The sequence below is a fragment of the Bradyrhizobium sp. LA6.1 genome (assembly GCF_040547805.1).
Taxonomy (GTDB): Bacteria; Pseudomonadota; Alphaproteobacteria; order Rhizobiales; family Xanthobacteraceae; genus Bradyrhizobium; species Bradyrhizobium barranii.
The window spans coordinates 564365-580755 of the sequence record NZ_JBEPQK010000005.1 but is presented as its reverse complement, the minus strand read 5'-3'; the positions used below and the strand labels follow the sequence as shown (position 1 = coordinate 580755).

The window sequence follows — 16391 nt, the reverse complement described above, 5'->3', positions numbered from 1 at the left end:
AAAGTGCCCCCGAAAATGGAGGCGCCTCCATAGCAGTCCGGCAGGATAGTGCAACGCTGGATGGAATCACATTCCCGCGCTTATTTGCCTGCGCTCATTTGCCCCAGCGTGCGAAGGCGACCGAGGCCGCGGTCGAAAGCCCGAACACGACCATGGCGCCGCCGACCAGCGCGAACAACGTCCAGGCCGGCGCCTGCGCCATCATCAGGCCGACGCCGCCGATCGCGACGATCAGAAGCCGCGCCGTGGAGGCGAGCACCGGACCGCCGACGCGCGCTGCGCCTTGCGAGGAAAAATACAGCGACACGCCCATGCCGAAGAACGCGAAGGCCGGCCCTGCCCAGTGGAAATAGCTGTGCGCCGCCGCGGTGACGCCGGGATCCCCGGTGAAGAGCGATACCCACAACGCCGGATCAAGCGCGATGACGAGGCCGATCAGGCCGACGGTCAATCCTGAAGCCGCGGCCGCGGTCCAGGCGACACGCCGCGCGCGTTTCACATGTCCGGCGCCCATCGCCATGCCGACCATAGGCACCGAGGCGATGCCGAAGGCGAAGGTGATCGGGATCAGCAGGAATTCCAGCCGTGAGCCGATGCCGTAGCCGGCCAGCATCTCGGTGCCGAAGGTCGCGAGGATTTTTGTGAAGATCAGAATCGTGAGCACGGTCTGGAGCGGCGACAGACAGGCGACCGCGCCGACCTTGAGGATGTCCAGGAACATCGCGCGTTCGAAATGGAAGGCGCGGACCCTCAGCGGCAGCCGGCTGCGGCCGGACAGGAGATACCAGAGGAAGAAGATCGCCGCGCAGGTGAAGGCGATCAGCTGGCCGGCGGCGACACCGGGCATGCCGAATTGCTTCACGCCGAACAGGCCGAGCCCCAGCGTGCCGCCGAGCGCGATCTGGAGCGCGCTCGCCCCGATCAGAATCATCGAAGGCAGGCGCATGTCGCCGGTGCCGCGGATCACCGAGGCCAGCGTGTTGACGAGCCAGATCGCGACCGCGCCGGAGAACAGCATTTGCGAATAGCCGCTGGCTTCCTCGAGCACGCGCTCGCGTCCGCCGAGCAGCGTGAAGAAGCTGCGGCCGAAGGCGAGCATCATCACCGTGAAGAACAGCCCGCCGCAGAGGCCGATGATGGCGGCATGCAGCGCCAGCGTCGCAGCGCGGTCACGATCGCCTGCGCCGAGCGCGCGGCTGATCGCGGACGAAACGCCGCCGCCCATTGCGCCCGCGCTCATCATCTGCGTCAGCATCGCGAACGGAAACACCAGCGCGATCGCCGCCAGCGGAATGGTGCCGAGCCGGCCGATATAGGAGGTCTCGGCAATCGCAACCAGCGTGCTGCCGACCATCGCGATCATGTTGGGGATCGCGAGCCGCAGCAGTGTCGGCAGGATCGGCGCCGTCAGCAGGCTCGCAATGGGGGAAGCGACCGGTGCACGTGGCGGCGCGGCGTCTGCGGAGGCGTCGATCGTCATGTCCACCGGGCGGAATATTGGATGATGGTCGACATCTTATAGGGCGCAGCATCTTCGCGCCAGTCCTCCCCTCACGCAGGGCTCACCAGGGCAGGCCGCATAGGTCGATGGTGCCCAGCGTCGGCGCGCGGACGATGTTGAAGACGTACGGCGCCATGTAGTCGAAGCGGATCCGACCCTCCGGCTGCTCGCAATAGACCTCGCCCTTGAAGGGCAGCCAGCTGCGGGCTTCGTAGAACGCAAAATTGTTCAGTTCGGAGAACAGCAGCCCGAAACGGACCGCCTCGTTGGCGCGCATGGTGTGGATGGCTGCGTCGATCGCCATGGTCGCGTAGCCGCGGCCGCGTCGGTCCTCGCGGGTGCAGACCCCGCCGATGCCGCCGATGTGAACCTTCTGTCCATTCCAGGTGACGGTACGGAAGTAGATGCCGACGTGGCAGACGAGGCCGTCCTCGGGCGTCTCGATCAGCACGCGAAGGTCGGCATTGGCCCATTTAACGTGGCCCCACGACGGCTTCTCGGCGGCGTCGCGTCCCCAGACCGCACTGAGCAGGGGCTGTGCGATCCGCCACGAAGCGTCGCCGTTCAGAATGTCGATTTCGATGCTCATCGCTCTCTCTTCCGCATCTCCGCGCCGTGGTGCGTTCGTTCTGCCTTAAGCGCCTCAAAGGCAATGATATTTTACGGCCTGTCGAAGCGCGCCCCACGATGCGTCGATTTTATGCAATCCGGCCAATCGGCCGCATCACGCAATTTCGCAAATTGGCGGTATTTAACGGCGGTGGAACCTTCTATAAGAGTCCCCGTTAAGCCAGTTCCCCATCAGTCGCGGACAACAACCCATGACCTTTACGCTGCCCCCACTCCCTTACGCCTATGACGCCCTCGGCCAGTTCATGTCGAAGGAGACGCTGGAATTCCACCACGACAAGCATCATCAGGCCTACGTCACCAACGGCAACAACGCGCTTAAGGGCACCGAATGGGAAGGCAAGTCCCTTGAGGAGATCGTCAAGGGCTCGTTCGGCAAGAACCCGGCCGTGTTCAACAATGCCGGCCAGCACTACAACCACATCCACTTCTGGAGCTGGATGAAGCCCAATGGCGGCGGCACCAAGCTGCCGGGCAAGCTCGAGAAGAAGATCAACGAGGACCTCGGCGGCTTCGAGAAGTTCAAGACGGACTTCCAGGCGGCCGGCGTCGGCCAGTTCGGCTCCGGCTGGGCCTGGCTCCAGGTCAAGAACGGCAAGCTCGAGATCGCCAAGACCCCGAACGGCGAGAATCCGCTGGTGCACGGCGCCACCCCGATCCTCGGCGTGGACGTCTGGGAGCACTCCTACTACATCGACTATCGCAACCGCCGTCCGGACTATCTGAAGGCGTTCGTCGAGAACCTCGTGAACTGGGAATACGTCGAGTCCCTGTTCGACAAGGCCTGAGCCATCACACTTTCCGGGTGCGGCGTCGCCGCTCCGGGATGACGAACTCGAAAAGGCGGTCGCATGCGCGGCCGCCTTTTTGCTGTGCGGAATTCGACTGCTGCTTCGCATGGCCCTGCGCGAGGTGCGCATCGCTTCCGGTCATCGTACTGTTTGCATCGCATGGGCGGCGCCCTTAATCAGGATGGGCATCACCCTCGAGCCCACCGAGCCCGTTGTCAGAGCCTTCCCCGAACAATCCGGCGCCTGCCGAGGACACGGAGTCCGAGCCGCGGCCGGGGCGTGTGCGCAAGCCGATCGGCTGGTCGACCATCATCATCGCGGTGCTGGTGGCGGTGAGCGCGGGCCTCGTCTGGCGGCGTGATGGCACCGACGGTGTCCTGGAGATTCTCACGCACGACCTCTCGCTGTTCGGCGGCATCCTGCCGCGCGTGCTGGCGGGCTGCCTGCTCGGGGCCTTCATCTCCGAAATCCTGCCGCACGAAAAAGTCTCGCGCTCGCTCGGGCCGAAATCTGGCCTGATGGGCCTTTTGATCGGCACCGCCTTCGGCGCGATCCTGCCGGGCGGACCCTTCACCGCCTATCCGGTGGCGAGCGCGCTGCTCGCCGTCGGCGCCGATTTCGGCGCCACCATCGCCATGGTCGTGAGCTGGACCCTGATCGGGTACGGCCGCGCGGTGGCCTGGGAAATCCCGATCATGGGCACCGACTTCACGCTGTGGCGGATCCTGATCTCGTTGCCGCTGCCGGTGCTCGCCGGCGCGCTCGGCCGCTTCGTCTATGTCCGGATCTATCCGCAGCCGGCCGCGAAGGACGACGAGAATTGAGCGCCGCGCTTCTCATCGACATCCTGCTGTGGGGCTCGGTGTTCGGCGTCGGCCTGATCGCCTTCCGCCGCGGCCCGCCGGTGTTCAAGGCCTCGCTCCGCGAAGGCTCCATGGACTTCATCAACATCGTGCCGCGCATTGCGCTCGGCGTGATCGGCTCCGGCTACATCGCCGCCATCATCCCGCAGGAGGTGATCACCGGCTGGCTCGGGCCGGACAGCGGCTGGCTCGGGGTTGCGACCGCCGTGGTCGCCGGCGCCGCCACGCCCGGCGGACCCGTGATCGGCTTCTCCATCGGCACGGTGGCGCTGAAGTCGGGCGGCGGGGTGCCGCAGGTGGTTGCCTACGTCGTCGCCTGGGCCTTATTTGCCTTCCAGCGGGTGATTTTATGGGAAATCCCGTTCATGCCGGCCCGGTTCGTCTGGTTCCGCTGCGCCGTCTCGGTGCCGTTCCCGTTCGTCGCCGCCGCCATCGCGATGGTGATCGGCAAGCCCTGAGCCGGCCGTGGACAGGGGTAATGTTATAATATAACGTCGCTGGTATGGTTCCCGCCGCGTCCCACGCTCATCACCACGACCACGTTCATGGCCAGTCCCATGACCATTCTCATGGCGACGGGCATTCGCATGGGCACGATCATACCCACGCCCATGTCCATGATGCGGCCTCGCCCCATCCGGCCCAGGACGCGCCTTGGTCGATCCTGCGCATGACCATGGCCGGCCGCCTCGCGGCCGCGCTTGCCGTCTGCGCCGTGCTCTGGGGCGTGGTCTTCCTGGCGATGAGGTGACCATGGCGGCCGTGCACTTCCATAATGTCACGCTCGGCTACGACCGGCATCCGGCCGTGCATCATCTCAACGGCGAGGTCGCCTCCGGTGCGCTGGTCGCCGTGATCGGCCCGAACGGCGCCGGCAAGTCGACGCTGTTGCGCGGCATCGTCGGCATCCTCCGGCCGCTCGACGGCAGCATCCATCTCGGCGGGCTCGATAGCCGCGATATCGCCTATCTGCCGCAGAGCGCGGAGATCGACCGCAGCTTCCCGATCTCGGTGTTCGACTTCGTCGGCACCGGGCTGTGGCGCGACGCGGGCCTGTTCGGGGGCATCGGCAAGGCTGCGCGGGAGAAGATCCTGCGCGCGATCGCTTCCGTCGGCCTCAACGGCTTCGAGAACCGCCCCATCGGAACGCTCTCGGGCGGGCAGATGCAGCGCATCTTGTTCGCGCGCGTGCTGCTCCAGGACGCGCGCCTGATCGTGCTCGACGAGCCCTTCAACGCCATCGACAGCAAGACCACGGCCGATCTGCTCGCGCTGGTGAAGCACTGGCACGGCGAGGGCCGCACCGTGCTCGCCGCGCTGCACGACATGGAAATGGTGCGCAACCATTTCACCGAAACGCTGGTGTTGGCGCGCGGTCCCGTGGCCTGGGGGCCGACGGCGGAGGTGCTGACGCCGGAAAACCTGCTGGTCGCGATGCGGATGTGCGAGGCTTTTGACGATAGTGCCACGGCTTGCGCCGAGGACGGACACTCGCGGGCGGCGTGATCGCAGATGATCTATGACGCGCTGATCGGCCCGTTCACCGAATTCGAGTTCATGCGGCGCGCGCTTGCGGCCGTGATCGCGCTGTCGCTGGCGGGGGCGCCGATCGGCGTGTTCCTGATGCTGCGGCGGATGAGCCTCGTCGGCGATGCCATGGCGCATGCGATCCTCCCTGGCGCTGCGGTCGGCTTCCTGCTCTCCGGCCTCAATTTGTTCGCGATGACGGCCGGCGGCCTGGTTGCAGGCTTTGCCGTCGCAATCCTCGCCGGTGTGGTCGCGCGCTCGACCGGGCTCAAGGAGGACGCTTCGCTTGCGACCTTCTATCTAGCGTCGCTGGCGCTGGGTGTGACCATCGTCTCGATCAAGGGCACCAATATCGACCTCTTGCACGTGCTGTTCGGCAACATCCTCGCGATGGACGACCAGACCCTGCTGGTAGTGGCCTTCAACGCCACGGTGACGCTGCTGGTGCTCGCGGTGATCTATCGCCCGCTGGTGATCGAGAGCGTCGATCCCTTGTTCCTGCGCACCGTCAGCCGTGCCGGCGGCCCCGCGCATCTCGCCTTCCTCGCGCTCGTCGTGATCAACCTCGTCAACGGCTTTCAGGCGCTCGGCACGCTGCTCGCGGTGGGCCTGATGATCTTGCCGGCCGGCATTGCCCGGTTCTGGTCGCGCGATCTCACGGTCATGATCTGCATCGCCGTCGTCGCTGCCGCCGTCGCGGGCTATTTGGGCCTTGTGCTGTCGTTCCAGACCCGCGTGCCGTCGGGGCCTGCGATCATTCTGGTGGCGACGGTGCTTTACATGGTCTCGGTGCTGTTCGGCCGCGTCGGTGGTATCGTCCGGCAGATGTTTCCCGGCCGGCATCTGGAAGCGTGACGATGCGGCGCCTCCTGCTTTGTGTGCTCCTGCTGATCGCCTCGCCGCTGCATGCGGCCGAGCGGCTTAACGTCGTCGCGAGCTTCTCGATCCTCGGCGATTTCGTCCGGAACGTTGGCGGCGATCGGGTCAACGTCACGACGCTGGTCGGTCCCGACAGCGACGTCCACGTCTACACGCCCGCGCCAAGCGATGCGAAGCGGATTGCGGATGCAAAGCTCGTCATCGTCAACGGGCTCGGCCTCGAAGGCTGGCTGCCCCGTCTGGTGCAGTCCGCAGGAAGCAAGGCGCAGGTGGTCACCGTGAGTGCCGGCATCGCACCGCTGAAGCTCGGCTCGGCCGCGGATCCGCACGCCTGGCAGTCCGTCCCCAACGCCAAGATCTACGTGAGCGACATCGCCAATGCGCTGGCCGCGGCCGACCCCGACGACGCCGAGTTCTTCCGCGCCCGGGCAAAGGCCTATCTGGACACGCTCGAAGCGCTCGACCGCGAGGTGCGGGAGGCCGTGGTGAAAATCCCACTGGGCCGGCGCAAGGTGATCTCCACCCACGACGCCTTCGGCTATTTCGCCGCCGAATACGGTGTCCAGTTCGTGGCCCCCTTGGGGGTCTCCACGGAGACCGAGCCCAGCGCGCGGGACATCGCGGCCATCATCGGCCAGATCAAGGCCCAAAAGATCCCGGCCGTGTTCCTGGAAAACATCAGTGATGACCGCCTGATCCGGCGGATCGCGGCCGAGACCGGGGCCAAGGTCGGCGGGACCCTGATTTCGGACGGTTTGACCGGCGAAAAGGGCCTTGCACCCACTTACATTGATATGGTCAGGCACAATATAAAGGCCCTGACCAGCGCGCTTGACCACTAGGGCAGGGGGCCACCCCGCCGTGCGTCGCGCGAAAAAGCCCGACCCGGAGTTGTCATGTCTGAAGCGTCCCCAAAAATTCCCGTGACCGTGCTGACCGGCTATCTCGGCGCCGGCAAGACCACGCTGTTGAACCGCATCCTGTCGGAAAACCACGGCAAGAAATACGCCGTCATCGTCAACGAATTCGGCGAGATCGGCATCGACAACGACCTCATCATCGGCGCCGATGAGGAAGTGTTCGAGATGAACAACGGCTGCATCTGCTGCACCGTGCGCGGCGACCTCGTGCGCATCATGGACGGCCTGATGAAGCGCAAGGGCAAGTTCGACGCCATCATCGTCGAGACCACCGGCCTTGCCGATCCGGCGCCGGTCGCCCAGACCTTCTTCGTCGACGAGGACGTGCAGAAGAACGCGCGGCTCGACGCCGTCGTCACGGTTGCCGACGCCAAATGGCTGTCGGACCGGCTCAAGGATGCGCCCGAGGCCAAGAACCAGATCGCGTTCGCCGACGTCATCGTGCTGAACAAGACCGATCTGGTCACCAAGCCGGAGCTCGCCGAAGTCGAGGCCCGCATCCGCGCCATCAACCCCTATGCCAAGCTACATCGCACCGAGCGCTGCTCGGTCGCCCTGGCGGACGTGCTCGACCGCGGCGCCTTCGACCTCGACCGCATCCTCGACATCGAGCCGGATTTCCTGGAGGCCGATGATCATGACCACGACCATGATCATCACCATCATGGCCATGACCATCACCACCATGATCACGGCCACGGCCTGAAGCACTATCACGACGAGGACATGCAATCGCTGTCGCTCAAGACCGACAAGCCGCTCGATCCGAACGTGTTCATGCCCTGGCTCCAGAACCTGGTGCAGGTGGAGGGCGGCAAGATCCTGCGCTCGAAGGGCATCCTCGCCTTCCACGACGATGATGACCGCTATGTCTTCCAGGGCGTCCACATGATGCTGGAGGGCAACCACCAGCGGAAGTGGAAGGACGGCGAGCCGCGCGAGAGCCGCCTCGTCTTCATCGGTCGCGAATTGCCGGAAAAGGCCATTCGCGAGGGTTTTGAGAGCTGCATCGTCTCGTGATGAAAGAGTTTACGCCGGCCCCCGATTCCGCCTCGATCGTCTCCGTCACCGATCGCGTCAAGCCTGTTACGCTCGGGATGGGCGTGACCTCGGTGTATTTCCTTGGGCCCCGCGCCGCCTTCGTCGGTGGCGAGGAGAATGTCGCGTTCGTCGACGCCAAGGGCGAGATCACGACGGTCGCCGTGCATAGTAGCGGCATTCTGTCGACCGCCTCCGATGGCAAGCGCCTCGTCATGGGCGGCGACGACGGCAAGGTCGTGTCGCTCGACGCCAAGGGTGAGGTGGCGCTGCTCGCGACCGACCCCAAGCGGCGCTGGATCGACGCGGTGGCGCTGCATCCCGACGGTGCCTATGCCTGGTCGGCCGGCAAGACGGCCACCGTCAAGAGCGGCAAGACCGAGGAGAAGTCGATCGAGGTGCCCTCGACCGTCGGCGGCCTCGCCTTCGCGCCAAAGGGCCTGCGGCTCGCGATTGCCCATTACAACGGCGCGACGCTGTGGTTTCCGAACATGGAAGGATCGGCCGAATTCCTGCCCTGGGCCGGCTCGCATCTCGGCGTCACCTTCAGCCCGGACAACAAGTTCCTGGTCACCACGATGCACGAGGCGGCGCTGCACGGCTGGCGGCTTGCCGACAACAGGCACATGCGCATGACCGGCTATCCCGGCCGCGTCCGCTCGATGTCATGGAGCGCGGGCGGCAAAGGATTGGCGACTTCGGGTGCCGACACAGTCATCATCTGGCCGTTCGGCAGCAAGGACGGCCCGATGGGCAAGGAGCCCGCGATGCTCGCGCCGCTGCAGGCGCGCGTGTCCGTGGTCGCCTGCCATCCGAAGAACGACATCCTCGCCGCCGGCTACAGCGATGGCACCGTGCTGATGGTGCGGCTCGAGGACGGCGCCGAGATCCTCGTTCGCCGCAATGGCACGCCTCCGGTCGCCGCGATTGCCTGGAACGCCAAGGGCACGCTGCTGGCCTTCGCCGACGAAAATGGGGACGGCGGTCTACTGGAGCTATGAGGCCGACTATCCACAGCCTCTCCCTGTTATGTTATTTTTGTTATCGCGTAACATAACCGACAAGCAGCCTCTGTAGGGTCGCAGATGTAGAGAGCACGGCGTGCAATTTCGAATTGCTGCCGCGCGATCGAATGTGCCTGGCGCCGGTTTGTCCGGGGCCAGTGTGCATTTCGAATCCTCGCATCAACACGCGCCACCGCAGGGAATTCAGATGCCCGTCATCCCCGATCTTCCGACCATCACCAGCATCACAGCGACCGATCCGACCCAGACCGACGCCGGAACGGTGCACTACACCGTCACGTTCTCGAAGCCTGTTCTTGGCGTCACGATTGATCAGTTCAGCCTTGCAACGAGTGGCAGCATCGGCGGCGCGGGCATCACCGACGTGACACCGGTCGCCGGCAGCAATCTTTCGAGCTATACGGTCACGGTGAATACCGGATTCGGCTCCGGCTCGGTGGCGCTCCAGTTCACGGGAAGCAACGTCCACGATACCAATGGTTACTATGTCGGACCGTACCAATCCGAATCGAAGCTGACCGTAAACAGCCCGACGTCCTTCGCGATCGGCGACGTCAACGGAGACGGGAAGCTGGACGTCGTGATGGGGACAAACTTTTTCGTCAACCCGAGCTACGTCAGCGTGGCGCTGAACGACGGCACCGGTCACTTCTCCTCAGCCTCGAACACCTCGAGCCCAGGCCTATTGCCCTTGCTGGCGCTTGCCGATCTGAATGGCGACGGCAAGCTGGACATCGCACAGGTCACCCTCGACGGTACCGTGACTGTTCGTCTCGGCAACGGTAACGGCACGTTCGGGGCCAACACGAGCTATTCCGCCGGCAGCGGCGTCTATCAAACACCTAAAGTGATCGACGTGACCGGCGATGGCGTGCTCGACATCGTCGTCGGCAGCACGGTCCTGCCAGGAAATGGCAACGGTACGTTTGGGACTGCCATCACCACGAATCTCGGCGTCGGCTCCATCGCCTATGGCGACTTCAATAGAGACGGCAAGCTCGACCTCGTGACGAGGAATTCGACCAATCTGGCAATAGCGCTGAGCTTCGGCAATGGTGACGGCACGTTCCAGGCTCCGTCGTCCCCGGTCGGGACGGCGACATCTGTCCTCACCGGCGATTTCAACGGTGACGGCAAGCTCGACATGGCGGCCGTCAGCAGCGCCACAATCTCGATCCTGCTCGGCAACGGCGACGGCACTTTCACCTCGTCCGGGACGACTCTTCAGGCGGCGGGTACGATCGGATCCGGCGCCGTCGCCGACATCAACGGCGATGGCGTGGCTGATCTCGTGGTCGTCGGAACCAACAACACGCTCTCGACCTTCTTCGGTCACGGCGACGGCACGTTCGGGCAAGTGAGGATCTCGCCGCTCGACAAGACCGCCGGGCAGATCGGCGCCGGTGACCTGAACGGCGACGGCAAGGCCGACGTTCTGGTCGGATATCAATTCGGCACCAATCCTTTCACTCAAAGTTCGGGCACCGATATCCTGCTGACCGGTTCATCCAGCGAGACGGGACCGGCGTACACGATCGTACGGACGTCGCCGGCTCTGACCATCACCGACGGGGACGTCACCCTCGGCGCCGACGGCAACAATTACATCAACGCGGCGCATTTCCATGGTGGAGCGACGACGTTGGCCGGCACCGGCAATGCCGGCGACACCATCTCGGTCACCGACGCCATGACTCACGCAGTCGTCGGCACGGCCACGGTCGGCCAGAACGGCACGTGGAGCCTCGGCGTGTCCGGCCTGCAGGACGGCACCACTTACAGCTATGTCGCGGCTGCGACCGACTCCCACGGCAACAGCAGCGTCGGCCCGGCGTTCACCTTCACGGTCGATGCGACCGCATCGCTCGGGATCACGGGCATCAATTTGTCGGCCGACTCGTCGGTGTCAAACCCGAAGGTCACCCTGCAGGCGACGACCGACGTGCCGGCGCAGGTGACCGTCTCGATCGGAGGGACCGACGTGATCGTCTCCAGCGCGACCGGATCGTGGCAGTTCAATAGCCAGGTCGTGCCATACGGATTGACGACGATCGTGGCTAGATTCTCGGATGCCGCAGGCAATGTCGGCGCCTCGCCGACCTATACGCTCATCAGGGGCAACTATACGCTTGTCTCCAGCACGCAGCTCGCCAACGCGGTGGTTGTCGACAGTTTCTTCACCGTGGATTCCAACGCCGCGGAGACCGGCGCGATCGTTCTCTCTGGCGCGGGCGAAATCGTCCGCGGGACCTCGACCGGGGCAACGATATACAATGGTGGGAGCCAAGGGCTCGAATACGGCACGGCGACCGGGACCCTGGTGCAGGCTGGCGCCACTCAGCTCGTGAGCTTCCAGGGGACCGCCAAGGACACGGTGCTTTATGGCACGCAAACGGTCGGCAACACGGCGATCCACACCACGATCAAGTCGGGCGGACTCCAGAACATCTACGTCAACGGCAGCACCTACGGCACCGTCATCGAGGCTCTTGGCACCCAAAGCACGGCCGGCGCCGACCACGATGCGACTGTCTTCGGTACGCAATATGTGACGGGCAGCAGCGCGAATGCCACGATCGGCTCGGGTGGCAATCAATACGATTACGGCACAGCGACCGGCGCAATGGTCCAGAGCGGCGGCTCCCAACACGTCTATCAGGGCGGCAGTGCCAGCGGCACCACCGTTGCTGCGGGCGGCTATCAGGACGTCTACCAGGGGACGGCCACCAACACCGTGCTCGCCGGCAATCAGCAGGTGCTTGCCGGTGGCCAGGCTGCCGGCACCGTCATCAATGCCGGTGGCCGGCAATATGTCGGCTCCGGTGGCGCGACCACCAATACGACCATCGCGATCGGCGGCTTCCAGTATGTCGACGCCGGCGCCACCGACAGCGGTGCGACCATCGCTGGTGGCCGGCAGTACATCGTCGGGTCAACGACGAGCGCGACCGTTGGCGCAGGCGGCGTTCAGTACGACTACGGGACGTCTATCGCGGTTCTTGTCGAGAGCGGCGGCATCCAGCATGTCTATCAGGGCGGCAGTGCGGATGGCACGACCGTTGCGGCGGGCGGCTATCAGGACGTTTCCCAGGGGACAGTCACCAACACCGTGCTCGACGGTGAGCAGCAGGTGCTCACGGACGGCCATGCCACCGGCACCACCATCAATGCCGGCGGGCGGCAATATGTCGGTTCGGGCGGCGCAACCACCGCCACGACCATCGAGACCGGCGGCTTCCAGTATGTGGACTCCGGCGCCACCGACGGCAGTGCCACGATCAGCGGCGGCTACCAGTTCGTGGCGGGCACGGCGACCGGCGCCACCGTCAGCGGCGGCGGCGAGCAGGATGTCGGCGCAACCGGCATCGCTGCGAATTCGCATCTCGACGGCGGTAGCGAGCATGTCTACGCCGGGGGCCTGCTCCAGAACGTCGATTTCGGCGGCTCGAACGGCGCAACGCTGGTGCTCGACGCGCCGACGGGCCTGTCTGGCGCGATCGCCAATTTCGGCGCTGACGACACCATCGACTTCCGCAACACGGTGGTCAGTAGTGTCGATGTCGACAGCGCGAACAATCTGACGGTCACGACCGACGGCGGCCAGAGCTACTCCTGGGCGCTGCTGGCGCAGTACGCAGCTTCGTCCTTCGTGCTCGCGGCCGACGGCAACGGCGGAACGATGCTGAGCTATGTGCCGCCACAGCAGACCTTGCTCGCGGCCGCTCACTAAGGCAGGCAAAACCAAGACGGACGGGCATTGGCTTCCATAGCGCCGATGCCCGTTCAAATTGACCGCGGCGCAACTCTCGCATGGATCGTCTGTCGATCTTGCGAGGGACCGGTTTCTGCGAGGCACAGGCTCCCTGCGTTATGTTGCTTATCGTTAATGTGTAACATAACCGACAAGCAGTCCCTGTAGGGTCGCAGATGTAGAGAGCACGGCGTGCAATTTCGAATTGCTGCCGCGCGATCAGTTGCGCTTGGCGTCGGCCTGTCCGGAGCCGGCGTGCAATTCGAATCCTCGCATCAAGCGCCACGCCAGGGAATCCCCATGCCACTCATCCCCGTTCTTCCGACGCTCGTCAGCATCACAGGCACCGATCCGTCGTCGACCGACGCGTCCGTCGTGCACTACACCGTCACCTTTTCGAAGCCGGTGTCCGGCGTCACGGTCGATCAGTTCACCCTCGCCACGACGGGGAGCATCAATGGTGCCGGCATCACGGACATCACGCCGGTGGCTGGCAGCAACGGCGCGAGCTACACGGTCACGGTCAACACCGGCTCGGGCAGCGGTTCGCTGGGGCTGCAACTGACCGGCACCAATGTGCACGATTCCAGCGGCTATTATGTCGGGCCGTTCCAGTCCGAAACGCAGATGAGCGGTCCGCGCTTCAGCATCATCAACACGGCGGCGGTCGGCGACGTCAACGGCGATGGCAAGCAGGATATGGTGTACATCCGAACCGTCAGCGCTTCCGCATACTTTCTTGATGTCAGGACCAATGACGGCACGGGCCAGTTCACGCAAACCTCGCTGACCGGCGCCTCGGAGCTGGAATCGTCGATTCGACTCGGCGACGTCAACGGCGACGGCAAGCTGGACGTCCTGATGGGCAACATCTTCACCGGGACCCTGGACGTCAGGCTGGGCAATGGCGACGGCACGTTCGCGGCGGCGACGAAGTATGCGACGGGTGGCAGCACTGGCGGCAATATCAGGGCGTTTGCCGACTTCAACGGCGACGGCAGGGCCGACGTGATCATGTCGAACAACATCGGCACGTCGCTGCTGCTCGGTAACGGCGATGGTTCTTTCGGATCGCCCATTGCCACGAATGCCTCCAACGCCTTCGCGAGCGGAGATTTCAACGGCGATGGAAAGATCGATCTGCTTGTGCAGGACTCGTCAAGTTCGCCGGTTGCCGTGCGGCTTGGCAACGGGGATGGCACGTTCCAATCCCCGATCACGGCCGGCACCTCATCCAGAACGATCAGCGGCGACTTCAACGGCGACGGCAAGCTTGATCTTGCACTCGGAACCAACAACTCGATTGCGATCCTGCTCGGCAACGGCGACGGCACCTTCGCGTCGCCACAGACCTTCCTGACACCGGCGCCCATCTGGAACTTGGCGGCCGCGGACTTCAATGGCGACGGTAAAACAGACCTCGCCGTGGTCGCTAGCAGCAACAACACGCTTTCGACCTTTTACAGTCGCGGTGACGGCACGTTCGGTCCGGCGCTGACGTTGCCGCTCGACACGGGCGTCAACGGAATCACCGTCGGTGACCTCAATGGAGACGGAAAAGCCGACGTTGTGGTGGAGTGGTCAACGAGCAACTCCTCGACCGGCGAGGATGTCCTCCTCACCGCGCCCAATGTGACCACCACGCAATACACGATCAGCCGCACGCCTCCGGCTCTGACCATCGTCGATGCGGACGTGACGCCGGGTGCGGACGGCAACAATTACATCAACGCGGCGCACTTCCATGGCGGGATGACGACCCTGTCCGGCTCCGGCAATGCCGGAGACACCGTCACGGTCACGAATGCCGGCGACAATTCCGTCGTTGGCGTCACCACGGTTGGCAGCGACGGCAGCTGGAGCCTCGGCGTGTCCGGCCTCCAGGACGGCTCGACCTATAGCTACGCCGCGACCGCCACGGATAGCCTGGGCAACCATAGCAACCCCGGGCCCGCATTCACCTTTACGGTCGATGCGACCGCCCCCGTCCTCGCGATCACGAGCATCGAAAATTCCGATGCAACGCCCTTTTCGATCACCGTCCGGGGCACGCTCGACCTGGCTGACGCGACCTCCGCGCTCACCTTGTCGTTTGGTCCAACGGATCACGCAGTCACCAGCGCCGCCGACGGCACCTGGCGGCTGGACAATCTGTCTCCGGCAACCGGACTTTCCTATGTGACGGCCCGTCTGCGCGACGCCGCCGGCAATACCGGCGTGTCGCAATCGATCCCTCTCGCCTTTGGCTACACGCTAGCGAGCGGCGCCTCACTTGAGAACGCGATCGTCGCGGCGGCCTCCTCGTCCTTCAACTCGAGCCTTGTTGTCCGCGGCACCTCGGTCGGGGCGACCGTCTTGCGCAACGGAATCGAAGAAGACTACGGCATCTCGACCGGATCGGTGGTCAAGAACGGCGGCCAGCAGCATGTTTTTGGCACCGGCACGACCGGCGCGACGATCGAAGCCGGCGGCTATCAGGACATCCGCGCTGGTGGGCGTGCGACAGATACCCTGTTGTACGGTTTCGGGCAGGTCTACGCTAACGGCACCTCGGCCCACACCACGATCAAGGCTGGCGGACAGCAGTCCGTTGCCGCCGGCGGCCGCGACATCAACTCGACGATCGACGGCGGAACGCAATATCTGAGCGGAACGGCGACGGGTACGACGGTGGGCGCCGGCGGCAATCAATACGACTACGGCACGGCGAACGGCGTCCTCGTCGCGAGTGGCGGCTCCCAGCACGTCTATCAGGGCGGTAGCGCCGCCGGAACGACGGTTGCGGCGGGTGGCTACCAGGATGTTTATCAAGGTACCGTCACCGACACCGTGCTCGACGGCAATCAGCAGGTGCTCGGCAATGGCCACGCTGCCGGCACCGTCATCAATGCCGGCGGGCGGCAATATGTCGGCTCCGGTGGCGCGACAACGGGCACGACGATCGCAGCCGGCGGCTTCCAGTACGTGGACGCCGGCGCCACCGACGGCAGCGCGACGATCAATGGCGGCTACCAGTTCGTCGCAGGTGCTGCGACCGCAACGACCGTCAGCGGTGGTGGCGAGCAGGAAGTGGGGGCGGGCGGCAACGTCTCGAACGCGCATCTGGATGGCGGCAGCGAGCATGTCTACGCTGGCGGCCTGCTCCCGAACGTCGATTTCGGCGGCTCCGACGGCGCGACGCTGGTGCTGGACATGCCGGCGGGCCTGGCCGGCTCGATCGCCAATTTCGGCGCCGATGACACCATCGACTTCCGCAACACTGTGATCAGCAGCCTCGATGTCGATAGCGCGAACAATCTGACGGTCACGACCGACGGCGGCCAGAGCTACTCCTGGGCTCTGCTGGCGCAATACTCGGCCTCGTCCTTCGCGCTCTCCGCCGACGGCAATGGCGGCACCGTGCTGAGCTATGCGCCGCCCCAGCAGACGTTGCTCGCGGCCGCTCACTAAGGCGGAGAAAACAAGA

The 16391-nt window shown here is 64.7% G+C and carries 14 protein-coding genes; 11 read left to right on the top strand and 3 right to left on the bottom strand.

Annotation, left to right across the window (positions count from 1 at the left end; translation table 11 throughout):
• Positions 1-94: 94 nt before the first annotated feature.
• Together ABIB99_RS16595 and ABIB99_RS16590 are read right to left on the bottom strand one after the other, a co-directional pair.
• The gene (locus ABIB99_RS16595; RefSeq protein WP_354176647.1) at positions 95-1480 is read right to left on the bottom strand and encodes an MATE family efflux transporter; all 1386 of its coding nucleotides are present in this window, start codon (positions 1478-1480) and stop codon (positions 95-97) included.
• 82 nt (positions 1481-1562) lie between these two features.
• Positions 1563-2090, bottom strand: a complete 528-nt coding sequence (locus ABIB99_RS16590) for a GNAT family N-acetyltransferase (protein WP_354176646.1) — start codon at positions 2088-2090, stop codon at positions 1563-1565.
• Positions 2091-2322: 232 nt separating this feature from the next.
• Between ABIB99_RS16590 and ABIB99_RS16585 the strand changes: the two genes are divergently transcribed.
• The gene (locus ABIB99_RS16585; protein ID WP_063985730.1) at positions 2323-2919 is read left to right on the top strand and encodes a superoxide dismutase; all 597 of its coding nucleotides are present in this window, start codon (positions 2323-2325) and stop codon (positions 2917-2919) included.
• 4 nt (positions 2920-2923) lie between these two features.
• Here the strand turns inward: ABIB99_RS16585 and ABIB99_RS16580 are convergent, their stop codons facing one another.
• On the bottom strand, positions 2924-3064 hold the full coding sequence (locus tag ABIB99_RS16580) for a hypothetical protein (protein ID WP_354176644.1): 141 nt from the start codon (positions 3062-3064) through the stop codon (positions 2924-2926).
• Between the two features lie 70 nt (positions 3065-3134).
• On the opposite strand from ABIB99_RS16580, the gene ABIB99_RS16575 reads away from it, so the two are divergent.
• The 10 genes from ABIB99_RS16575 to ABIB99_RS16530 all read left to right on the top strand — a co-directional run bounded on the left by ABIB99_RS16575 (position 3135) and on the right by ABIB99_RS16530 (position 16375).
• Positions 3135-3746, top strand: a complete 612-nt coding sequence (locus ABIB99_RS16575) for a permease (protein ID WP_354176643.1) — start codon at positions 3135-3137, stop codon at positions 3744-3746.
• Positions 3743-4243, top strand: a complete 501-nt coding sequence (locus ABIB99_RS16570; protein ID WP_008138982.1) for a hypothetical protein — start codon at positions 3743-3745, stop codon at positions 4241-4243. Before ABIB99_RS16575 ends, ABIB99_RS16570 begins: the two co-directional genes overlap by 4 nt.
• Positions 4244-4287: 44 nt before the next feature.
• Entirely contained in the window at positions 4288-4536 is a 249-nt protein-coding gene (locus tag ABIB99_RS16565; RefSeq protein ID WP_063985728.1) for a hypothetical protein, read from the top strand.
• Positions 4537-4538: 2 nt separating this feature from the next.
• Complete coding sequence (locus ABIB99_RS16560; protein ID WP_071909401.1) at positions 4539-5291, top strand: metal ABC transporter ATP-binding protein; 753 nt, start codon at positions 4539-4541, stop codon at positions 5289-5291.
• Between the two features lie 6 nt (positions 5292-5297).
• Positions 5298-6167 carry a metal ABC transporter permease gene (locus ABIB99_RS16555; protein ID WP_354176640.1) on the top strand — a complete coding sequence of 290 codons (870 nt, stop codon included), beginning with the start codon at positions 5298-5300 and terminating at the stop codon, positions 6165-6167.
• Positions 6168-6169: 2 nt separating this feature from the next.
• A complete protein-coding gene (locus ABIB99_RS16550; protein ID WP_354176639.1) occupies positions 6170-7033 on the top strand; it encodes a metal ABC transporter solute-binding protein, Zn/Mn family in 864 nt (287 codons plus the stop codon).
• Between the two features lie 54 nt (positions 7034-7087).
• Positions 7088-8131, top strand: coding sequence for a CobW family GTP-binding protein (locus ABIB99_RS16545; RefSeq protein WP_354176638.1), 1044 nt, complete (start codon positions 7088-7090; stop codon positions 8129-8131).
• The gene (locus ABIB99_RS16540; protein WP_354176636.1) at positions 8131-9150 is read left to right on the top strand and encodes a WD40 repeat domain-containing protein; all 1020 of its coding nucleotides are present in this window, start codon (positions 8131-8133) and stop codon (positions 9148-9150) included. Before ABIB99_RS16545 ends, ABIB99_RS16540 begins: the two co-directional genes overlap by 1 nt.
• 211 nt (positions 9151-9361) lie before the next feature.
• A complete protein-coding gene (locus tag ABIB99_RS16535; RefSeq protein ID WP_354176635.1) occupies positions 9362-12904 on the top strand; it encodes an FG-GAP-like repeat-containing protein in 3543 nt (1180 codons plus the stop codon).
• Positions 12905-13225: 321 nt separating this feature from the next.
• A complete protein-coding gene (locus tag ABIB99_RS16530; protein ID WP_354176634.1) occupies positions 13226-16375 on the top strand; it encodes a beta strand repeat-containing protein in 3150 nt (1049 codons plus the stop codon).
• Positions 16376-16391 lie beyond the last annotated feature (16 nt).